Source organism: Nonomuraea sp. NPDC004580 (assembly GCF_040609855.1).
Lineage (GTDB): Bacteria > Actinomycetota > Actinomycetes > Streptosporangiales > Streptosporangiaceae > Nonomuraea > Nonomuraea salmonea.
The window spans coordinates 13,079-32,898 of record NZ_JBEXLH010000069.1 but is presented as its reverse complement, the minus strand read 5'-3'; the positions used below and the strand labels follow the sequence as shown (position 1 = coordinate 32,898).

Below are 19,820 nucleotides of genomic sequence, written 5' to 3'. Positions count from 1 at the left end.
GGTGCGTGGACCCGGCACCGAGGCCGTAGGCTGTGGACGGAAAGACGCGCGGGAGTCCGGCCGTGACCGGGCTGAGAGGAAGGCTGCAGCGGGCCTTCGACCGCAAGACACCTGATCCGGATCATGCCGGCGAAGGGAGCGGATCATGGATGTGATCGTGGGCGGCGGGGTCGTCGGGCTGTCCGTGGCCTGGCGGCTGGCGCGCGAGGGGCGGCCGGTCACCGTCGTCGACCCGGCACCCGCCTCCGGGGCCTCCCACGCGGCCGCCGGGATGCTGGCGCCGGTCAGCGAGGTCACCTACACCGAGGCGCCGCTGCTGCGGCTGGGCGTCGCGGCCCTGCGCCGCTGGCCCGCCTTCGCCGCCGCCCTGGCCGAGGACGCCGCCCTTCCACCCGCTGGACCCGAAGGGGTGAGCGGGCTGGATCTGCGGGCCGAGGGGACGCTCGACGTGGCGTTCGGAGCCGATGACATGGCGGCGCTCGATGAGCTGGCCGCGTTCATGGAGAAGCTGGATCTGCCGGTCGAGCGGCTGACCGGGCGCGAGTGCCGGCGGCTTGAGCCGATGCTGGCCCCGTCGGTGCGCGGCGGGCTGCTGGCGCCGGGCGACGCGTGGGTGAACCCGCGCCGGGTGACGGCGGCGCTGCTGGCCGCCCTGGAGCGGCGCGGCGTCCCCATCGTGCGGGCCCGCGTGAGCGAGCTGGTCCGCACGGACGGCGCCGTCACCGGCGTCCGCCTCGCCGAGCCGCCCGCCGAGCCGCCCGCCGAGCCGCCCGCCGGGCCCGCTGAAGGCCGTGGTTCCGCACCCCTCGCCGCCACGGACGGACGAGCCGGAGACGAGGTGCTGGCGGCCGAGCGGGTGGTGCTGGCGGCCGGGGCGTGGAGCGGTGAGCTGGCGGAGGTGCCGGTGCGGCCGGTCAAGGGCCAGATCATGCGCCTGCGCTCGCCGCAGCCGCTGCTCACCCGCTGCGTACGCGGCACCGTCCACGGCTCGCCGGTCTACCTCGTCCCCCGGGGCGACGGCGAGCTGGTGGTCGGCGCCACCCAGGAGGAGCTGGGCTACGACACGAGGGTGACCGCGGGCGGCCTGTACGAGCTGCTGCGCGACGCCAGGGAGCTGGTGCCCGGCGTCACCGAGCTGGAGGTCGCCGACGTGGTGGCGGGGCTGCGTCCCGGCACGCCCGACAACCTGCCGGTGATCGGTCCCGGCAGGACGCCGGGGCTGACGTACGCGACGGGACACCACCGGGGCGGGGTGCTGATGGCCCCGCTGACGGCGGCCATCCTGATGGGCGAGGAGAGCGAGCTGGCGGCCCTGTGCTCGCCGGGGAGATTTCGGGAAATTTCATGATTATTACCATCAACGGGTCCGCGCACGAGCTGGCCGACGGCACCACCGTGGCGCAGGCCGTACGTACGCTGACGACGGCCACCACCGGAGTGGCCGTGGCCGTGAACGACGAGGTGGTCACCCGCGGCGCCTGGGAGACGACGGCGCTCAGCGACCGTGACCGCGTGGAGGTGCTGACGGCGGTGCAAGGTGGATGAGCTGATCATCGCCGGCGAGAAGTTCTCCTCCCGGCTCATCATGGGCACCGGCGGCGCCCCTTCGCTGGAGGTGCTGGACCAGGCGCTGGCGGCGTCCGGCACCGAGCTGACCACGGTGGCGATGCGGCGGCTCGACCCCGCGGCCCGTGGTTCGGTGCTCGACGTGCTGCGTGGGCGCGGCATCAAGGTGCTGCCCAACACGGCGGGCTGCTTCACCGCGGGCGACGCCGTGCTGACGGCCCGGCTGGCCAGGGAGGCCCTGGGCACGAACTGGGTCAAGCTCGAAGTGATCGCCGACGAGCGCACGCTGCTGCCCGACCCGATCGAGACGTTCGACGCGGCGGAGCGGCTGGTGGCCGACGGGTTCGTGGTGCTGCCGTACATCGGCGACGACCCCGCGCTGGCCCGGCGGCTGGAGCAGGCCGGATGCGCGGCCGTGATGCCGCTCGGCGCGCCGATCGGCTCGGGGCTCGGCATCCGCAACCCGCACAACATCGAGCTCATCGTGGAGGCCGCGTCCGTCCCGGTGATCCTCGACGCGGGCATCGGTACGGCGAGCGACGCCGCGCTGGCGATGGAGCTGGGCTGTGACGCCGTGCTGCTGGCCACGGCCGTGACGCGGGCGCAGCGGCCCGACCTGATGGCGGCGGCCATGAAGGGCGCGGTGGTGGCCGGGCGGCAGGCGGCCCAGGCGGGCCGCATTCCGCGCCGCCGCTACGCCGAGGCCTCCTCACCGATGACCCCCTGAGCCGCCCGCCGGGCCTCCTGAACGGACGCCGGCGAGGCCTCTGCCGGGAAGCGGGCGTCGCAGCCGTGACCCGAACCGGGCGGCGGAGGCCCGGCCCCTGGTCCCGGCCGGCGGGAGCGGCATCGTGACACCGTGCGCCCCGGCGACACGCCGGGGTCACTGCCGCATCGCCGTCACACACGGGACGAGAACGTCTCCGCATCGGTTTCGGGCGCTAGGGCCATGCCGGTGGCAAAACGCCCGTAAACTCAGCGGGGTGGACACGACGACTGCGGACCCCCTGGTCGGGCGGCTCCTCGATGGGCGTTACCGCATCGAGGGCCGGATCGCCCGGGGCGGTATGGCGACCGTCTACCTCGCGCTGGACGTCCGGCTCGACCGGACCGTCGCGCTGAAGGTCATGCACCGCTCGCTCGCCGAGGACCCGGCGTTCGTCAGAAGGTTCATCGGCGAGGCGAAGTCGGTCGCCAGCCTGTCACACCCCAACGTGGTGCACGTCTTCGACCAGGGCACCGACCACGACGTCGTCTACCTGTCGATGGAATACGTCCCTGGCCGCACCCTGCGCGACATCCTGCGCGAGCGCGGCCGGCTGCCGGCCCGTGAGGCGCTGGAGATCCTCATCCCGGTGCTGGCCGCCCTGGGCGCGGCCCACCAGGCCGGCATGGTGCACCGCGACGTCAAGCCCGAGAACGTCCTGATGACCGACGACGGCCGGGTCAAGGTCGTCGACTTCGGCCTGGCCAGGGCGATCGAGGCGACCAACCAGACCCGCACCGGCGTGCTGATCGGCACGATCGGCTACATGGCGCCCGAGCAGGTGATGACCGGCGCCGCCGACGTGCGCAGCGACGTCTACGCCGCCGGCATCATGCTGTTCGAGCTGGTGACCGGTCAGCAGCCCTACGACGGCGAGACCCCGATGTCGGTGGCCTACCGCCACGTCCACGACACCGTGCCCGCGCCGTCCTCGGTCTATCCCGACGTGCCGCCGCTGATCGACACGCTGGTGGCCAGCGCGACCGCCCGCGAGCCGCACGACCGCCCCGCCGACGCGACCGCGATGCTGGTGGCGGCGGTGGAGACCCACCGCGTGCTGCCGCGCATGACCAACCCGCCCGGCACTGGCACGGGCACTGGCACGGGCACTGGCACTGGCACGGGCACTGGCACTGCGGCCTATCACGCGCAGCCGGCGTCGGGGCCCGTCCCGTTCGCCGCGTCGGCCCCGTCGGCGCCGCAGGCGGCGCCGGCCCACACGATGATCCAGCCGCGGGCCGAGCTGCCGGAGAAGCGCCGGTTCCGGCCGAGCTGGTTCCTGGCGGTCCTGGCCGTGGTGATGGTCGTCGCGGTGGGCCTGACCGGGTGGTACTTCTCGCTGCCCGAGCAGGTGAAGGTGCCCGACCTGGTCGGCAAGGACCTGGCGCTGGCCGAGAAGGACCTCGTCGGCGCCGGGCTGAAGGTGCGCAAGGGCGAGAGCCAGTACGACGAGAAGATGGCCGAGGGCCTGGTGCTGAGCACCGACCCGGTGGCCGACACCGAGCTCGACGAGGGCTCGACGGTCACGCTGACGCTCTCGCTCGGCCCCGAGCGCATCGTGGTGCCCAACGTCACCGGCATGAACGGCAACGACGCCCGCGCCGCCATCGCCAGGGCCGGCCTGACCGTCGGCAGCGTCAAGCGCCAGCCCAACCAGCAGGTCGAGCGCGACAAGGTGATCCGCACCTCGCCGCAGGTGGGCGAGAAGATCAAGAAGAGCGCGAAGGTCAACATCTTCGTCAGCGCCGGGCTCACCATGCCCGACGTCAACGGCATGCCGAAGGACGAGGCGGCCGGCTTCCTCAGCTCGCAGGGCTTCCAGGTGCACGTCAACGAGGTCGACGACGACGCCGAGCCGTGCACGGTCATCGCCCAGACCCCGAAGGCCAAGTCCGAGGTCGACAAGGGCGCGCCCGCGATGATCACGGTGGCGCGCTGCCAGACGCCGTTCCTCGACTGGTTCAGGGGCGACAACGAGGCGCGTGACGACCAGCAGTTCGCGATGGTGCCCGGGGTCATCGGCAAGAACGTCAACGACGCCAAGTCGGAGCTGGAGGCGCTGGGGTTCCAGGTGCGGGTGCAGCGGCTGGGCAACGGCGGCGTGGTGCAGTTCCAGCGGCCGCTGCCCAACAGCGAGCGCCCGCCGGGCAGCACGGTCATCCTCTGGCAGTGACCGCCGATCCCCCGGCGGGGTCGGCGCTCAGCGCTCGTGAGCGGCCCCGAAGGGCCCTGAGGGTCAGGCCAGGTGGCCGTGCAGGCGGACGCGGGCCAGGCCGCCGTCCGGGTAGATGTCCACGCGCACGTGCGTGACCGGCGTGTCGGCGCCGAGGCGGAAGCGGTGCGGCGTGTCGGGCTGCAGGCGCGTCCTCGGCAGCAGCCCCACCTCGCGGTCGCCGTCGAGCCCGGTGAGCGCGACCGCGCCGGGCGCGTTGAACAGCAGGTTGGTGGTGTCGATCTCGGCGAGCCTCACGACGCCGCGCCCGGCCAGCCTGATGACGATCCAGTCGTTGCCGCCGTCGCGCCGCCGCGCGGTCTCCCAGCCCTCCGCCTGGTGGCGGGCCAGGCCGGGGGCGATGACGTTGTTGGGCGCGGAGTAGAACTCGTCGGAGCAGGCGGTGACCAGGCCGCCGTTGGCCAGCGCCGCCAGGTCGATGCCGAGGCCGTCGTAGAGGGACAGGTCGGGACGTACCTCGCCGTGCACGCGCAGCCGGGTGACGCCGCCGTCGGGATGGATGTTCAGCCGTACGTGGGTGTAGCGGGCGTCGTCGGTCACCGGGAAGAGGTGCTCGGCGTCGCCCTTGAGGTCGGACAGCGGCACGATCTCGGTCCAGGGCGCGGCGAGCACCTCGGCCGGCGACGGATGCCCCGCCACCGACGTGGCCTCGACGGACGCCCGGGGCGGATAGTTGCCCTTGAACCAGGCCGTGTCGATCACCACGCCGCGGATCACGCCGGGCAGCCCGAGGCGTACCAGCGCCCAGTCGTGGCCGGGCTCGCGGCGGCGGCGGGTCTCCCAGCCGTCGTACACCTGCCCCTTGTTCCCGAACGTCTCCGGCAGGAAGCCGGGGCGTCCTGGCTTGATCAGGCTCTCCTTCTCGGCGAACGACTCGTCGCTCGCGGCCACCACCGAGCCGCCGTACGTCCGCAGGGCGAGGTCGGGCAGGCGGGTGCAGCCGTCCATCTATCGCGCTCCCAGCAGGAATCGTCCGTGCGGCGCGCCGTCCACCGGCCGGCCGCGCAGCCAGGCGGTCAGGACGGCGCCCTTGAGTGTGCGGCCGTGGTAGGGGGTGACGGGGTTCTTGTGGTGCAGGCGGGCGGCGTCGATCAAGTTGTCGGCCTCGGGGTCGAACGCCACGAGGTCGGCGTCGTGCCCGGCCGCGATCGCGCCCTTGCCGGGCAGCGCGGCCAGCTCGGCCGGGGCCGCCGACATCCAGCGGGTCACGTCAGAAAGCGTGTGGCCCCTGCGCGCGGCCTCGGTCCAGACGGCGGCCAGCCCGAGCTGCAGGGAGGCGATGCCGCCCCACGCGGCGGCGAAGTCGGGCACCTTGAGGTCGGCGGTGGACGGCGAGTGGTCGGACACCACGCAGCTCAGCACGCCCCTGGCCAGGCCGTCCCAGAGCAGGTCGCGGTTGCGCCCGGAGCGGATGGGCGGGCAGCACTTGTACGCCGTCTCCCCCTCGGGCACCTGCTCGGCCGCCAGCGTCAGGTAGTGGGGGCAGGTCTCCGCCGAGACCGGCACCCCCTCGGCCCTGGCCGTCTCCAGCACGTCGAGGCATTCGGCGCTGGAGACGTGCAGGACGTGCACCCGGCAGCCGGTCTCGGCGGCCAGCCGCACGACGCGCTCGACGGCGCTGCGCTCGGCGGCGCCGGGCCGGGAGTCGAGGAACGCGCGGTAGCCGGGCCCGTCGGGCTCGCCCAGCAGCGCGGGGTCCTCGGCGTGCACCGCCATCAGCCCGCCGAACCCCGCGACCTCCGTCAGCGCCGCGCGCAGCTCGGCCGCGCCCAGCGGCGGGAACTCGTCGACCCCCGACGGCGACAGGAAGCACTTGAACCCGCGCACCCCGCGCTCGTGCAGCGGCCGCAGGTCCTTGAGGTTGCCCGGCACGGCGCCGCCCCAGAACGCGGTGTCCACGTGGCACTGCCCCTCGGCGGCCCGCAGCTTGACCTCCAGCGCCTCGGCGCTGACCGTGGGCGGCAGGCTGTTGAGCGGCATGTCCACGATCGTCGTGACGCCTCCCGCGGCCGCGGCCCTGGTGGCGGAGTCGAAGCCCTCCCAGTGGGTGCGGCCCGGCTCGTTGACGTGGACGTGGCTGTCGACCAGGCCGGGCAGCAGCGCCAGGTCGCGCAGGTCGACGTCCTCGGCGGCCTCCAGCGGCGCGGTGTAGTCGTGCAGGGCGGCGATCCGCTCGCCGCGCACGGCGACGGCCGCGGCCCGCTCGCCGTCGGGCGTGACGGTCCTGCGGGATCGGACGACCAGGTCGTACGGTGTCATTCGCCCTCCGGGAGCCGCTCGGCGGCGATCCTGGCCGCGAGGCGTTCGAGCAGCGGGCCCGCCTCGGCCATGCAGCGGCCGGTGTCGGGCTCGAGGTCGGTCAGCGCGTACGCGGCCTCGATGCCCGCGCTCTTCAGGTCGGCCTCGGAGAGCGTGGTGCGCCCGCAGACGGCCACCACCGGCACGCCCGCCCGCGCGGCCGCCCGCGCGACGCCCGCCGGGGCCTTGCCGCGCAGGGTCTGCTCGTCCAGCGAGCCCTCCCCCGTGATCACCAGCCGGGCCCCTTCGGCGTGCCCGGCGAACCCGAGCAGGTCGAGCAGGTAGTCGATGCCCGGCCGCAGCTCGGCGTGCAGGAAGGCGAGCGCCGCGAACCCCACTCCGCCGGCCGCGCCCGCTCCCGGCGCGCCCGCGACGCCCATCGCGCGCGGGACGTCGTCGTGCTCGACCGCGCCCATCAGGCCGTGGGTGGCGGTGGCGACGGCGGCCAGGCGGGCCAGCCCCGCCTCCAGGGTCGTGACGTCGCCGGGCGTGGCGCCCTTCTGGGGGCCGTAGACGGCGGCGGCGCCGTGCGGGCCGAGCAGCGGGTTGTCCACGTCGCTCGCGACCACGAACTCCACGCCGGAGACGTCGAGGAAGCCGGACATGTCGATGCGGTCGAGCCGCTTGAGCGCGGCGCCGCCGGGCGGCAGCTCATCGCCCTCCGCGTCGATGAGGCGGGCGCCGAGCGCCTGGGCCAGTCCGGCGCCGCCGTCGGTGCAGGCGCTGCCGCCGAGGCCGAGCACGACGCGCTTGGCGCCGCGGCGTACGGCGTCGGCGATCAGCTCGCCGGTGCCGCGGCTGGTGGCGGTCAGCGGTTCTGGGCCGCCCGGCAGGCGGCGCAGCCCGGACGCCTCGGCCAGCTCGACCACGGCGGTGCCGGTGGGCTGCCAGGCGTACGAGGCGGGCACCCGCTGCCCCGTCGGGCCGGTGACCTCGATCGTGATCCGGCTGTAGCCGCTCGCCACGGCGGCGTCCACGGTGCCGTCGCCGCCGTCGGCGACCGGCAGCTCCACCGTCGGCACGCCCAGCCCCGCCGAGACGTGAGAGGCGACCTCGGCGGCCGTCAGCGACCCCTTGAACTTGTCGGGGGCTACCAGAACGTGCTGAACCACTACGAACTCCCGCCTGATGATGAACAATGTGCTGACACGCCTTCCTGCCCGGTGCGAGCGGGCAGGAAGGCGTGACTCATCATCACATCCCGCCCTGCCCACCTCACGCGCCGGGGGAAGCCGGTTCCATCAGGGCCTGCCGCCCGTGCCCTGGCACGCCGGCCGGGCGGGCGGGAGCCGTTCGTCAGGAGAGGGTGCGGATGAACTCCTCCAGGGAGTAGCGGCCGTCCTGGTCGTAGTCGGCCTCCTGGCTCATCGCCCCTAGCGCCTCCGCGGGCAGGTCGGGGAAGTGCCGCTTCAGCTCGGCCTCGGTGATGTAGCCGTCGCCGTCGGTGTCGATGGCCGCGAAGGTGTTCTTGAGCTGCGCCAGCCGCTCGTCTGGGGATTCCGCCGACACGGGACCGCCTTTCCTGTTCGTCCGGATATCTCCACACTAGTCCCCACGCACCTGCCGGGCGGCGGTGACACCGCGCTCCCCGGCCAGCCGCAGCAGCCGACGGTGCGCGTCGGCGCCCGCCCGTCCTGCCGCGTCCTGCGCGACCGTGCGCAGCTCGCCGCCGGCGACCACCGTACGCCCGCCCACCAGCACCAGCTCCACCGGCGGAGCAGGCCCGAAGACGAGCGCGCAGACCGGGTCGGTGACGGCGGCGTGGAACGGCTTGCCGGCCCGCCACAGCACCACGTCGGCCAGCTTGCCGGGCTCCAGCGTGCCCAGCTCGTCCTGCCTGCCGAGGTTGCGCGCGCCGCCCAGCGTGGCCAGCTCCAGCGCCTGCCGCGCGGTCAGGGCCCGCGGTCCGTAGCGGGCCCGCTGGAACAGCAGCGCCTGGCGCATCTCCCCGGCCATCGTGGTCAGCTCGGACGAGGCGCTGCCGTCCACGCCGAGCCCGACGTTCGCACCCTGCCGCAGCATCTCGGAGACGCGCGCGACGCCCGCGCCGAGCCGCCCGTTGGACGAGGGGCAGTGGGCGGTCCCGGTACGGGTGGCGGCGAGCTTGGCGATGTCGGCGTCGCTCAGGTGCACGGCGTGGGCGAGCCACACGTCGGGCCCGAGCCAGCCCAGCTTCTCCATGTAGTCGACGGGCCGCAACCCGAACTGCTCAAGGCAGTGCTCGTCCTCGTCGAGGGTCTCGGCGAGGTGGGTGTGCAGGCGTACGCCCTTGTCCCTGGCCAGCGCGGCGGACTCGGTCATCAGCGTGCCGCTGGCGGAGAACGGCGAGCACGGCGCGACCGCCACCCGCAGCATGGAGGAGCGCGACGGGTCGTGGTGGGCGTCCACGGCCTCGGCGGTGGCGGCCAGGATGTCGTCCAGCTCCTCGACCACGACGTCCGGCGGCAGCCCGCCCTGCGATCGCCCCCGGTCCATGGAGCCGCGCGCCGGGTGGAAGCGCAGCCCGATCGCGCGGGCGGCCTCGATCCCGGCGGCGAGCAGGTCGCCCCGGCCCTTGGGGAAGATGTAGTGGTGGTCGCTGGAGGTGGTGCAGCCCGACAGCGCCAGCCAGCCGAGCGCGGCCGTGGCGGCGCCCTCGACGACCTCGGCGTCCATCGCGGCCCACACCTCATAGAGCGCCACGAGCCACTCGAACAGGGTGGCGTCCTGCGCCAGGCCCTGCGAGGCCCACTGGTAGAGGTGGTGGTGGGTGTTGACCAGGCCGGGGGTGGCCAGGCAGCCCGCGCCGTCGACGCGCTCGGCGCCGGGCACGTCGGGGGCCTGACCGGGGCCCAGCTCGGTGATCGTGTCGCCGTCGATCCTGAGGAAGCCGGACGGGATCTCGGGGCCGGAGACGGGGGCGATGTGGACGTTCTCGATGATCAGCGTCACGGCGCCGCCTTGCGCTCGGCGGCCAGGCGTACCGCGTCGAGGATCTTCTCGTAGCCCGTGCACCGGCACAGGTTGCCCGCCAGCGCCTCCCTGATCTCCGCGTCGGACGGGCGCGGCACGCGTTCGAGCAGGTCGTGGGCCTGGACGATGAGCCCGGGCGTGCAGAAGCCGCACTGCACGGCCCCGCTCTCCGCGAACGCCTCCTGCACGGGGTCGAGCCGGTCGCCGTCGGACAGGCCCTCCACCGTACGGACCTGCCGCCCCTCCGCCTGCCCGGCCGCGACCAGGCAGGAGCAGACCGGCACGCCGTCGAGGTAGACCGTGCAGGAGCCGCACTCGCCCTGCTCGCAGGCGTTCTTGGAGCCGGGCAGGCCGAGGCGCTCGCGCAGCACGTACAGCAGGCTCTCGCCCTCCCAGACGTCCTCGGCGATCTCCTCGCGGCCGTTGACGGTGAACGTGACGCGCATCAGGCGGCCCTCTTTCCCAGATGGTCGGTCCACGCCCAGGCGAGCGTGCGGCGGGCCAGCACGCCGATGGCGTGCACCCGGTAGGCGGCGGTGCCACGGACGTCGTCGATCGGGGCGGCGGCCCGCGCGCACAGCTCGCCGAACCGCCGGGCCAGCGCCGGATCGAGCGGCGCCTCCCAGTCGAGCTCGGCGGCCAGCAGCTCCTCGGCCTCCAGCGCGCGGCGCGGGGTGGGCGCGGCCGAGCCGAGCCCGGTGCCGACCCGCCGCTCCCCCGGGTGCAGCGCGATCGCGAACGAGCACACCGCGATCACCATGGCGTTGCGGGTGCCGACCTTGGAGAAGTACTGAGGTCCCGTGGCGGGCGGCACGTGCACGGCCCTGATCAGCTCGTCCTGCTCCAGCGCGCTGCGCTTGACGCCCAGGTAGAACTCGGTGGCCGGGATCATCCGCACGCCGCGATCGCGCGAACCCACCTCGACCACCGCGCCCGCGGCCAGCAGCGGCGGATGGCTGTCGCCCGCCGGCGAGGCCGCGCCCAGGTTGCCGCCGACCGAGCCGCGGTTGCGGATCTGCGGCGAGCCGACCGTGCGCGCGGCCTGCGCGAGCCCCGGCAGCACGTCGCCCAGCCGGTCGACGACCACCGCGTACGGCACCCCTGCCCCCAGCCGGCACATGCCCCCGGTCATCGACCAGTCCCGCAGCTCGGCCACCCCGTTGAGATCGAGCAGCGCGGGCGGCCTGCGCACGCCGAAGTTGATCTCCACCATCACGTCGGTGCCGCCCTGGATGGGCACCGCGTCGGGCCGGTCCGCCTTGGCGGCCAGCGCCTCCTCCCACGTCGTGGGGCGCAAGAAGTCCATCGGTCCCTACTCCCAGGCGAATCCGGCGTCGGGTGCGTCCTCACGCAGCACACTGCCCTCGATGAGCCCGTAGGGACGGTCGGCGGCGTGGAAGACCTCGTTGTCGTTGTCCAGGCCGAACGGCGACAGGTCCACCGCGAAGTGATGCTTGTTGGGCAGGGCCAGGCGGACCTCGCAGATCCCCTGGCAGGTGGTGATCGCGCGCTCGCCCATGGCGTACAGGGTCTGCTGCAGCGAGCGGCTGTGGGTGTTGGCGAAGGCGTCCAGCAGGGCCTGCCTGACCTGGCCGTACGACGTCGCGTACGAGGGGGTGTCGCCCTCGTGCCGCCACCGGGCGGTGACGGCGGTGGCGAGGATGCGGTCGGTGGCCGGCGGCAGCGTGGTGTACTCGTCGACGGCGAAGCCGTGGAACTCCGAGCCGGTCGTGTTGAGCACCACCAGGTCCTTCAGGCCCGACACGACCGTGGTGCGGCCGTCCTCGTCGTGGTGGAGCAGGCAGGTGCGCACCTCGGTGCCGTCGCGGACGAACGAGTGGGGGCCCTGCCGCCGCCAGGCGTACTCCTCGATCTCCACCCTGGCATGCCTGACGGCCGGCTGGGACGTCACGAAGTGCCTGGCCAGCCGCTGCGCGAACGCCTCGATCTGGCCCACCCCGTGCTTCCTGGCGAAGGCGTAGACGGTGTTCTTCTGCGTGTCGGTGGGCAGCACGGCGGCGTTGTCGCCGGTCAGGTGAACGGCTTCCATGTCGCCCGACAGGGAGACGCTGACGTTGACGTCCTTGAGGTGGTGAACGGGACCGTCCCTGACCACGTGGACGAGCCTCGTCTCCGCCTTCCCGTAGCGGTTGACGCCGAGCTTGACGGTCATTCAGCTCCCTCGGTAAGTGCTGTAGGCATACGGGCTGAGCAGCAGCGGCACGTGGTGGTGCGTGGCCGGGTCCTTGACGGTGAAGGTGACGACGACCTCGGGGTAGAACGTGTCCTCCAGGTACGCCCCGGTGTCGAAGACGATCCGGTGCACGCCGGCGCCCGGGTTCCAGCCCCTGATGCGGCCGTCGTCGTCGGTGCGGCCCTCGGCCAGCACCCGGCCGTCCTGTTCGAGACGTACGCGCAGGCCCGCGGCGGGCCGGCCGGTGACCGCGTCGAGCACGTGGGTGGACAGGCTCATGTCCCCTCCTTCATCAGCTTGGCCAGCCGCAGCCGGGCGATCGCGGCCAGTTCGGCACGGACGACCTCGCGCTCGCGTTCCTCGTCGTTGGCCAGCCGCTCCTCCAGCCTGGCCAGCAGCTGCGCGCCGGTGAGGCCGGTGGCGCAGACCAGGTAGACGTGGCCGAAGCGGCGCTCGTAGGCGCGGTTGGCGTCGGCCAGCGCCGCGCGCATGGCGTCGGGCACACCCGACTGCTCCTGCCGCGACCAGGACGCCTCCCTCCCCTCCCCCTTCGGCCGCTCGCCGATGCGGGGGTGGGCGCTCAGCGCCCGCAGCACCTCGTCCCAGCCGAGGTCCCGCACGGCCGTGCTCGCGGTGTCCAGCAGCTCGCCGAGGTCCCCGTACGGCCTGCGCCCCGCCACCTCGCCGGCGAAGGCCGGGGAGGCGCAGCAGGTGAGCAGGTCGGCCTCGGCCTCGGCCCTGGGCCGGGCGTTGAAGCTCGCGAGTCGGTCGGCCATAGCAGAAGTACACACAGCGGTTCCGTGCCCGGTCCATCCGCCAGAACTCCCAACTCACGGCCACAAACCCGGGCACTTTTCGTGTCATGCTCCAATCGCCCGGGCCCGTTCGTGCGTGGCGGCGCTGATCTGCGGAAGTGTCGCCCGGCGGCCCTAAACTGGGTGCCATCATGACCCCAACATCCCTGATCGGCGGGCACGTGTCCGTCACGGGCGGCCTGGCCAAAGGCGGGCTGTCCTCCATGGCCGAGATCGGCGCCGAGATGATCCAGGTGTTCGTCACCAACCCGCGTGGCTGGGCGCTCACCGAGGGCAGGCCCGACCAGGACGCGGCGCTCGCCGCCTCCGGCGTGCCCACGTTCATCCACCTGCCCTATCTCGTCAACTTCGGCTCGCCCAGTCCCGAGACGCTGGCCAACTCCGTCGCGATCGTGCGCCACACGTTGCGGCGCGGGGTCGAGACCGGCGCGCGCGGCGTGGTCGTGCACACCGGCTCGGCGGTCACGCAGCCGCGCGACGACGCGATGCGCCAGCTCCATGAGCATCTTCTGCCGCTGCTCGACGAGATCCCCGAGGGCGGGCCCGACCTGCTGCTCGAGCCGATGGCCGGCCAGGGCGCCATGTTGTGCGCCACCGTCCAGGACCTCGAGCCCTATCTCGCCACCCTCGACTGGCATCCCCGGGCCGGGGTCTGCCTCGACACCTGCCACGCCTTCGCCGCCGGCCACGACCTCGCCGCCGAGGGCGGGGTGCAGGAGACGTTCGACGCGCTCCACACGATCGCGCCCGGCCGGCTCAAGCTCGTCCACGCCAACGACTCGAAGGACGTGTGCGGCGCGAAGAAGGACCGCCACGAGAACATCGGCGCCGGCCACATCGGCATCCAGCCCTTCGCCGACCTGATGCGACACCCGGCGGTCGCCGGCGTCCCGATCTGCATCGAGACTCCAGGCAAGGCCCCGAAACACGCCGAGGACATCGCCCTGCTGAAGAAACTCCGCGACGGCTGACCCCTTCTTCCGGAGCTCGGAGGGGCGCCGCGGGAAGGGGTGGCCGTGACAGGGGCGCCCGTTCGCGCGATGCGGCCGCCCCCGCGTGCCGGATCGCGAGGCCCGCAATCGCGGCCACGCGGGCGCCCCTTCACGGATCCGGCGTGTCGGGCCCTACCCCCCGGTCAAGGGCCCGGCCGCCGCGGCGACCTGCGCGTCGCCGGTGAAGCCGGCGCACCGAGCCTGTCGTGAGCCCCCCGGCTCGTCCCTCCCGATGCGCCGGGATGGCTTCCGATGCCGAAACACTACGGTTGCGATCTTGTGGGGGATACCCTGTTCACGTACAGCTCGTTGAGCGGTCTGTAGTCATCGCCATACGGAGAGTGGTCACACGACCAGCGGCCATCCAGGCGCGACGAACGGTAGCAAGGGGGGCCCGTGAGTCACCCGGGGAGATGCATCCTGACAATCGCCCAGCCCGTCCTCCGCGCCGGCCGACCCATGGTGACCAGGGAAATCATTACCATCACCGCGCAGGCGCCGCACGCCGCAACGCCCACGGGACACGATGCGGGCACCTCCGGCTTCACGCCCGCCCGCTCCCCCGACACGACCGCCCCCATCACACCCCCACCGGCGATCACGCCCACCGCGACCGCTCCGTCCGTCCGAGCCGAAGGGCTCCCTACGGCAGCGTGCCGCGGTGGTGGCGGACGAGCTGGTCGCGGACCTGGCGGCTGTGGCGTCTGCTGACCTGGAGGGTCTCGGTGCCGACGGTGAGCGTCACCCGGCCGCCCTCGAAGCGCAGCTCGCTGACGTGCCGTCCCGAGACGAGCGTGCTGCGGTGGATGCGGATGAACCCGGCGTCCGACCAGCGCCGCTCCAGAGCGGCCAGCGACATGCGGACGAGGTAGCTGCCGTCGACGGTGTGCAGGCGTACGTAGTCGCCCTTGGCCTCGGCGAACCAGACCGCCTGCTGCGGCACGAACCGGGTGCGCCCGCCCAGCTCGACCGGGATCACGTCGTCCTGCCCCGGCTCGGGCGCGGGGCAGGTGGCCGCCTCGAGCCGCCGCACCGCCTCGGACAGACGCTCGGCCCTGACCGGTTTGAGGAGGTAGTCGACGGCCTCCAGCTCGAACGCCTGCACCGCGCACTCCTCGTGGGCGGTGACGAAGACCAGCCGGGGCGGGCTGGGGAAGCCGCCGACCAGCCGGGCGAGGTCGAGCCCGTCGAGGCCGGGCATCCGGATGTCGAGGAACACCCCGTCGAGCCGCTCACCGCCGCCGATCATCTGCACCATGTCCTGCAGCGCCGTGACGCCGTCGGCCGCGGTCGTGACGTGCTCGATGCGGTCGTCCTGGCGCAACAGGTAGGCGAGCTCCTCCAGAGCAGGCACTTCATCGTCGACGGCCAGCACTCTCAGCATGTCCACCACGCTGTCGTATGAAAGCAGAGGTCACAAGAGACACGTCAGCATAGCGTAATCATTCGACCACAGAAAGAGACTTGGGGACCCGCAGCCGCACCTTCGTGCCCGCTCCCAGCGCGGTCTCGACGACCAGCCCGTAGCCGTCGCCGTAGATCTGCCGCATGCGCAGGTCCACGTTGGCCAGGCCGATGCCGCTGCCCTCGCGGGCCGGGTCCTCGTCCAGCATGCGGCGGGCGCACTCGGGGTCCATGCCGGCGCCGTCGTCCTCGACCGTGATGTGCGCCTCGGGTCCGGCGTCGCACACCACCACCCGCACCTCGCCAGGGCCGCCGCGGCCGCGCATGCCGTGCTTGATCGCGTTCTCGACGAGCGGCTGCAGGCACAGGAACGGCACCGGCACGGGCAGCACCTCGGGCGCCACCTGCATGCTGAAGCGCAGCTTGTCACCGAAGCGGGCGCGCTCCAGCAGCAGGTAGCGGTCGACGCAGGTCAGCTCGTCGGCCAGGGTGGTGAAGTCGTGGGCGCGGCGCAGCGCGTAACGGGAGAAGTCGGCGAAGTCGAGCAGCAGCTCGCGGGCCCGCCGCGGGTTCGTACGCACGAACGAGGCGATCGTGGTGAGCGCGTTGTAGACGAAGTGCGGCGAGATCTGGGCGCGCAGGGCCCGCATCTCGGCCTCCGTCGCGCGCTGCCGCGAGGCGGCCAGCCCGGCGAGCTCCAACTGGCCGGACACCCAGCCGGCGACCTCGGTGACGGTACGCACGAGCGCCGCGCTCACCTCGTCGTCGATGGCGGCCAGCGTGCCGACGACCGTGCCGTCCACGGTCAGCGGCACCACGACCGCCGCGTACGGCTCGTCGGGGAAGACCTGCGCCCGCCCGGCGGCCAGCGCGGCCGCGGCGTGGCCGAGCACGCGATCGGTGCCCGGCCCTTCGACGGCCAGCACGGCGTCCGCCGAGGTGAGGGCGACGGCCCTGGTGCCGAGGAGGGTGTGCAGGTGGCGTACGGCCTTGCGGGCGGAGTCGCGGTCGAGCCCCGCGCGCAGGGCGGGGGCGGCCATCGCGGCGACGTGCAGCGTGGCGAACGTCGCCGCGTCCGCCCTGCGCGGCGGCGCCTGGCGGCGGCAGGCGAGCGCGTAACCCAGGAGGAAGGACAGGCAGGCCAGCGCCGCGCACGCGGTGGTCAGCATGCGGGAAACCGTAGCCGTAACCGCGGAGTGTACGGGGGCGAACGGAGGGTGAAGTCAGTCGGGGCCTTCGCCGGGTTCTTCCTGGTAGGAGTAGCGCTGCTCGCGCCACGGGTCGGCGACGTTGTGGTAGCCGCGCTCCTCCCAGAAGCCGCGGCGGTCCTCCAGCAGGTATTCGATGCCGCGCACCCATTTGACGCTCTTCCACGCGTACAGGTGGGGCACCACGATGCGCACGGGGAAGCCGCGGTCGGCGCTGAGCGGCTTCTCGTCGAACTCCATGGCGAACAGGGTGCCGGGCGCGGTGAAGTCGGACATGCGCAGGTTGGCGCTGTAGCCGTACTCGGCCCAGATCATCACGTGGCGCACGCCGGGGTCGGGCGGGGCGGCCGCCATGATCGTGGCCGGCGTGACGCCGCGCCATTCGTTGGCCATGAGCGAGAACTTGGTGACGCAGTGGAAGTCCTCGACCCGCGTGTCACGGGGCAGCCGCTCGAACTCCGGCCAGGTGAAGCAGTGCTCCTCGCCCGACGCGGTCGCGCCGAACACCCGGAAGTCCCAGCTCTCCGGCTTGAACGCGGGGACGCGGCCGTAGTGGATCACGGGTCTGCCGCGTGGGACGTACTGGCCTGGAGGCAGGCGCGACTCCTCCACGAACTCTCCCTTCACCGCTCTCCCGTCTCGTGGCCATCCTGCCATCGGCCCTCGCGTGCCTCGGCAGCGGGTGCGGTGCGCTATCGTTTAGGGCTATGCGTGCAGCGTTCCTGTTTTGGTATGGCGACGGACCCGAGTCCGTTCGCCATCTGACGCTGCACTAGCAGACAGGCGAACGAAAGGCCCCGGGTCCTCGAGGACCCGGGGCCTTTCGTGTTTTCCGGAGAAGGAGAGCGGCAACATGGTGATCGTGATGGGCCCTGAGGCCACCGCGGACGATCTCGCGGCGATCGTGTCGGTCGTCGAGGCGGCAGGGGTTGAGGCGTTCGTCAGCAAGGGCGTGCGCAGGACGATCGTCGGCCTGGTGGGCGAGGTGACGCAGCTCGACGCCGCCGCCCTGCGCGGCATGGGCGGGGTGCGGGACGTCATGCGGGTCTCGACGCCGTACAAGCTGGTGAGCAGGGAGAATCATCCGGAACGTTCCACCGTGCACGTGGGCGGCGTGCCCATCGGTCCCGACACCGTGACGCTGATCGCGGGGCCGTGCGCGGTGGAGACGCACCGGCAGACGCTCGACGCGGCGCGGATGGCGCAGGCGGCCGGCGCGGTGCTGCTGCGCGGCGGTGCGTTCAAGCCGCGCACCTCCCCGTACGCCTTCCAGGGCCTCGGCGAGAAGGGGCTGCGCATCCTGGCGGACGTGCGCGAGGAGACGGGGCTGCCGATCGTCACGGAGGTCGTGGACGTCCGTGACGTCGAGCTGGTGGCCTCCTACGTCGACATGCTGCAGGTCGGCACCCGCAACATGCAGAACTTCGGGCTGCTGCAGGCGGTCGGCGCGGCCGGGCGGCCGGTGATGCTCAAGCGCGGCATGACGGCCACCATCGAGGAGTGGCTGATGGCCGCCGAGTACATCGCGCAGCGCGGCAACCTCGACATCGTGCTGTGCGAGCGGGGCGTCAGGACGTTCGAGACGGCCACCCGCAACACGCTCGACGTCTCGGCGGTGCCGGTGGCGCAGCGGCTGTCGCACCTGCCGGTCATCGTCGACCCGTCGCACTCGGGCGGGCGGCGTGACCTGGTGCTGCCGCTGACCAGGGCGGCCGTCGCCGTGGGCGCGGACGGCGTGATCATCGACGTGCATCCGCAGCCCGAGCAGGCGCTCTGCGACGGCCCGCAGGCGCTCGTGGACACCGATCTGGGCGAGCTCGCGCAGATCATGACGGACTTCCCGCCGCTGCTCGGCAGGACGGCCGCCGCCACCGCCGCCCCGGTCACCGCCTGACGGTCACCGTCTGACGGTCACCGGCGCTACCTCCACCCCAGCCATCGCCTGATGCCAGGCCGGGCAACGGCCACCGTCTGACGCCCGGCCGAGCGATCCCGGGCCCCGCCACCGCGGGGCCCGGGGCGCGGCCCAGAGCGTGTACTCCTGGATCTCAGAGCGTGTACTCCTGGATGGAGTCGGCGAGCTGCACGCACAGCTCCTCGGCGTCGAGCCGCTTCTCGATCTGCTTGAGGTCCTCGATCTTGGCCCGCGTCTCGGCCCGCTTGGGCGCGAGCAGCGAGCAGCAGTCCTCGTCGGGCAGCTCGGAGATCTCAAGCGTGCCGATGCGCCGGGCCTCGGCCATGATCTCCGTCTTGTCCCACCCGACGAGGGGCCGCAGGATCGGCAGGTCGACGGCGTTGTCCTGGGCGGTGATGTTGGCCAGCGTCTGGGACGACACCTGGCCGAGCGCGTCACCGGTGATCAGCGCGGAGGCGCGGATGCGGTGGGCGACCTCTTCGGCGGTCTTGAGCATGAGCCGCCGCTGCGCGATCACGGCCAGGCGGTCCTGGCCGGAGGTGCGGATCGACTGCTGCGCCTTGCCGAACGGCACCACCCACAGGCGCGACTTGCCCTGGAACCGGTCGAGCTTCTTGACCAGCGCGTACGCCTTGTAGATCGACTCGGAGGTGGTGAAGGGGATGCCGGAGAAGTGCAGGAAGTCGACGTGGAGCCCGCGCCGCATCATGCGGTAGGCGGCCACCGGCGAGTCGATGCCGCCCGACATGAGCACGAGCGCCCGCCCACTGCTGCCGACCGGCAGACCGCCCTGGCCGGGGATGCCGCCGGTGAAGACGAACACCTCGTCCCTGTCGACCTCGATGAAGATGGTCAGCTCGGGGTTCTTGAGGTCGACGGGCAGGTTGTACTCGTCGTTGATGGCGCCGCCGACGAACCGGTCGAGCTCGTTGGAGCTGAGCGGGAAGCGCTTGTCGCGGCGGCGGGAGCGGACCGCGAAGGGGGCGCCGCGCTTGGCCGCCTCGCTCTCGCCGGCCAGCTCGAGACCGGCCTTGAGCACGGTGTCGGGGTCTTTGGCGACCCGCCAGGCGCGGTGGATCCAGACCAGTCCTGGCACGTCGGCGACCCGCTCCGCGACGGCGTCGGCCTGCTCGGCCGTGGCGCCCTCGGGCAGGAAGATCGCGACCACGCCGTGCCGCCTGCGGACGTCGACCTGGATGCCGACGCTCTGGAGCGCGTCACGGATGTTGCCGATGAGGCGGCGTTCGAACAGCTCGCGATTCTTGCCCTTGAGGACGATCTCGCCCAGCTTGAGCAGAACGCACGGCTCGCCCAGGGCGGACATCGTCATGGTGGAACCTCCGGGGAAGATGGGGAACGCGGCCGTTGATGGCAACGTCGCGACCCATCGAGTTTAGTCCGCGCCGCTGTCCTCCTCACCGTCCTCACTCTGTGCTCACTCTGCCCCTCACTCTGCCCTCACTCCGCCCTCACTCTG

20 protein-coding genes and 1 riboswitch are annotated in these 19,820 nt (G+C 72.9%); of the genes, 6 read left to right on the top strand and 14 right to left on the bottom strand.

The window, feature by feature from the left end:
• The first annotated feature begins 38 nt into the window (after positions 1–38).
• Positions 39–155: riboswitch (TPP riboswitch) on the top strand.
• The 4 genes from ABZW11_RS39830 to pknB all read left to right on the top strand — a co-directional run bounded on the left by ABZW11_RS39830 (position 146) and on the right by pknB (position 4,505).
• On the top strand, positions 146–1,348 hold the full coding sequence (locus ABZW11_RS39830; protein ID WP_355429461.1) for an FAD-dependent oxidoreductase: 1,203 nt from the start codon (positions 146–148) through the stop codon (positions 1,346–1,348). It overlaps the preceding riboswitch by 10 nt.
• A complete protein-coding gene (gene thiS / locus ABZW11_RS39825) occupies positions 1,345–1,545 on the top strand; it encodes a sulfur carrier protein ThiS (protein WP_345401180.1) in 201 nt (66 codons plus the stop codon). The genes ABZW11_RS39830 and thiS overlap by 4 nt, the downstream gene beginning before the upstream one ends.
• Before the next feature lie 40 nt (positions 1,546–1,585).
• On the top strand, positions 1,586–2,293 hold the full coding sequence (locus ABZW11_RS39820) for a thiazole synthase (RefSeq protein WP_355429501.1): 708 nt from the start codon (positions 1,586–1,588) through the stop codon (positions 2,291–2,293).
• Positions 2,294–2,549: 256 nt separating this feature from the next.
• Positions 2,550–4,505, top strand: coding sequence for a Stk1 family PASTA domain-containing Ser/Thr kinase (pknB, locus tag ABZW11_RS39815; protein WP_355429458.1), 1,956 nt, complete (start codon positions 2,550–2,552; stop codon positions 4,503–4,505).
• A 63-nt stretch (positions 4,506–4,568) separates the two neighbouring features.
• Here pknB and alc read toward each other — a convergent pair whose 3' ends face one another.
• From alc to uraD, 10 genes are all read right to left on the bottom strand, one after another.
• Entirely contained in the window at positions 4,569–5,513 is a 945-nt protein-coding gene (alc, locus tag ABZW11_RS39810) for an allantoicase (protein ID WP_355429455.1), read from the bottom strand.
• Positions 5,514–6,824, bottom strand: coding sequence for an allantoinase AllB (allB, locus tag ABZW11_RS39805; protein WP_355429452.1), 1,311 nt, complete (start codon positions 6,822–6,824; stop codon positions 5,514–5,516).
• Positions 6,821–7,975: a glycerate kinase gene (locus ABZW11_RS39800; RefSeq protein WP_355429449.1), complete on the bottom strand. Its 1,155-nt coding sequence runs from the start codon at positions 7,973–7,975 to the stop codon at positions 6,821–6,823. The genes allB and ABZW11_RS39800 overlap by 4 nt, the downstream gene beginning before the upstream one ends.
• A gap of 184 nt (positions 7,976–8,159) precedes the next feature.
• Complete coding sequence (locus tag ABZW11_RS39795; RefSeq protein ID WP_355429446.1) at positions 8,160–8,372, bottom strand: EF-hand domain-containing protein; 213 nt, start codon at positions 8,370–8,372, stop codon at positions 8,160–8,162.
• A gap of 36 nt (positions 8,373–8,408) precedes the next feature.
• The gene (locus ABZW11_RS39790) at positions 8,409–9,794 is read right to left on the bottom strand and encodes an 8-oxoguanine deaminase (RefSeq protein ID WP_355429443.1); all 1,386 of its coding nucleotides are present in this window, start codon (positions 9,792–9,794) and stop codon (positions 8,409–8,411) included.
• Positions 9,791–10,261, bottom strand: coding sequence for a (2Fe-2S)-binding protein (locus ABZW11_RS39785; RefSeq protein WP_355429440.1), 471 nt, complete (start codon positions 10,259–10,261; stop codon positions 9,791–9,793). Before ABZW11_RS39785 ends, ABZW11_RS39790 begins: the two co-directional genes overlap by 4 nt.
• Positions 10,261–11,121: an FAD binding domain-containing protein gene (locus ABZW11_RS39780; protein WP_355429437.1), complete on the bottom strand. Its 861-nt coding sequence runs from the start codon at positions 11,119–11,121 to the stop codon at positions 10,261–10,263. Before ABZW11_RS39780 ends, ABZW11_RS39785 begins: the two co-directional genes overlap by 1 nt.
• Before the next feature lie 6 nt (positions 11,122–11,127).
• On the bottom strand, positions 11,128–11,988 hold the full coding sequence (pucL, locus tag ABZW11_RS39775) for a factor-independent urate hydroxylase (protein ID WP_355429434.1): 861 nt from the start codon (positions 11,986–11,988) through the stop codon (positions 11,128–11,130).
• Complete coding sequence (gene uraH, locus ABZW11_RS39770; RefSeq protein ID WP_355429431.1) at positions 11,989–12,288, bottom strand: hydroxyisourate hydrolase; 300 nt, start codon at positions 12,286–12,288, stop codon at positions 11,989–11,991.
• Positions 12,285–12,785 (bottom strand): 2-oxo-4-hydroxy-4-carboxy-5-ureidoimidazoline decarboxylase, encoded by a 501-nt coding sequence (uraD, locus tag ABZW11_RS39765; protein ID WP_355429428.1) that lies wholly within the window; start codon positions 12,783–12,785, stop codon positions 12,285–12,287. The genes uraH and uraD overlap by 4 nt, the downstream gene beginning before the upstream one ends.
• Positions 12,786–12,955: 170 nt before the next feature.
• Here uraD and ABZW11_RS39760 point away from each other — a divergent pair, with 170 nt between their 5' ends.
• Complete coding sequence (locus ABZW11_RS39760) at positions 12,956–13,795, top strand: deoxyribonuclease IV (RefSeq protein WP_355429425.1); 840 nt, start codon at positions 12,956–12,958, stop codon at positions 13,793–13,795.
• A 664-nt stretch (positions 13,796–14,459) separates the two neighbouring features.
• On the opposite strand, the gene ABZW11_RS39755 is transcribed toward ABZW11_RS39760, so the two are convergent.
• Genes ABZW11_RS39755 through ABZW11_RS39745 form a run of 3 tightly spaced genes read right to left on the bottom strand, consistent with a single transcriptional unit; the run spans position 14,460 to position 17,040 of the window.
• A complete protein-coding gene (locus ABZW11_RS39755; protein WP_355429422.1) occupies positions 14,460–15,200 on the bottom strand; it encodes a LytTR family DNA-binding domain-containing protein in 741 nt (246 codons plus the stop codon).
• A 58-nt stretch (positions 15,201–15,258) separates the two neighbouring features.
• The gene (locus ABZW11_RS39750; protein ID WP_355429420.1) at positions 15,259–16,389 is read right to left on the bottom strand and encodes a histidine kinase; all 1,131 of its coding nucleotides are present in this window, start codon (positions 16,387–16,389) and stop codon (positions 15,259–15,261) included.
• Between the two features lie 54 nt (positions 16,390–16,443).
• A complete protein-coding gene (locus ABZW11_RS39745) occupies positions 16,444–17,040 on the bottom strand; it encodes a molybdopterin-dependent oxidoreductase (protein WP_355429417.1) in 597 nt (198 codons plus the stop codon).
• 241 nt (positions 17,041–17,281) lie between these two features.
• Between ABZW11_RS39745 and aroF the strand changes: the two genes are divergently transcribed.
• On the top strand, positions 17,282–18,322 hold the full coding sequence (aroF, locus tag ABZW11_RS39740) for a 3-deoxy-7-phosphoheptulonate synthase (protein WP_355429414.1): 1,041 nt from the start codon (positions 17,282–17,284) through the stop codon (positions 18,320–18,322).
• A gap of 154 nt (positions 18,323–18,476) precedes the next feature.
• Here the strand turns inward: aroF and thiI are convergent, their stop codons facing one another.
• A complete protein-coding gene (gene thiI / locus ABZW11_RS39735; protein ID WP_355429411.1) occupies positions 18,477–19,673 on the bottom strand; it encodes a tRNA uracil 4-sulfurtransferase ThiI in 1,197 nt (398 codons plus the stop codon).
• Positions 19,674–19,820: the final 147 nt, after the last annotated feature.

Coding starts and splice junctions, on each gene's coding strand:
- ABZW11_RS39830 (WP_355429461.1), top strand. CDS start 146: ATGGATGTGATCGTGGGCGGCGGGGTCGTCGGGCTGTCCGTGGCCTGG.
- thiS (WP_345401180.1), top strand. CDS start 1,345: ATGATTATTACCATCAACGGGTCCGCGCACGAGCTGGCCGACGGCACC.
- ABZW11_RS39820 (WP_355429501.1), top strand. CDS start 1,586: ATGGGCACCGGCGGCGCCCCTTCGCTGGAGGTGCTGGACCAGGCGCTG.
- alc (WP_355429455.1), bottom strand. CDS start 5,513: ATGGACGGCTGCACCCGCCTGCCCGACCTCGCCCTGCGGACGTACGGC.
- allB (WP_355429452.1), bottom strand. CDS start 6,824: ATGACACCGTACGACCTGGTCGTCCGATCCCGCAGGACCGTCACGCCC.
- ABZW11_RS39785 (WP_355429440.1), bottom strand. CDS start 10,261: ATGCGCGTCACGTTCACCGTCAACGGCCGCGAGGAGATCGCCGAGGAC.
- ABZW11_RS39780 (WP_355429437.1), bottom strand. CDS start 11,121: ATGGACTTCTTGCGCCCCACGACGTGGGAGGAGGCGCTGGCCGCCAAG.
- pucL (WP_355429434.1), bottom strand. CDS start 11,988: ATGACCGTCAAGCTCGGCGTCAACCGCTACGGGAAGGCGGAGACGAGG.
- uraH (WP_355429431.1), bottom strand. CDS start 12,288: ATGAGCCTGTCCACCCACGTGCTCGACGCGGTCACCGGCCGGCCCGCC.
- uraD (WP_355429428.1), bottom strand. CDS start 12,785: ATGGCCGACCGACTCGCGAGCTTCAACGCCCGGCCCAGGGCCGAGGCC.
- ABZW11_RS39760 (WP_355429425.1), top strand. CDS start 12,956: ATGACCCCAACATCCCTGATCGGCGGGCACGTGTCCGTCACGGGCGGC.
- ABZW11_RS39755 (WP_355429422.1), bottom strand. CDS start 15,200: ATGCTGAGAGTGCTGGCCGTCGACGATGAAGTGCCTGCTCTGGAGGAG.
- ABZW11_RS39750 (WP_355429420.1), bottom strand. CDS start 16,389: ATGCTGACCACCGCGTGCGCGGCGCTGGCCTGCCTGTCCTTCCTCCTG.
- aroF (WP_355429414.1), top strand. CDS start 17,282: ATGGTGATCGTGATGGGCCCTGAGGCCACCGCGGACGATCTCGCGGCG.
- thiI (WP_355429411.1), bottom strand. CDS start 19,673: ATGACGATGTCCGCCCTGGGCGAGCCGTGCGTTCTGCTCAAGCTGGGC.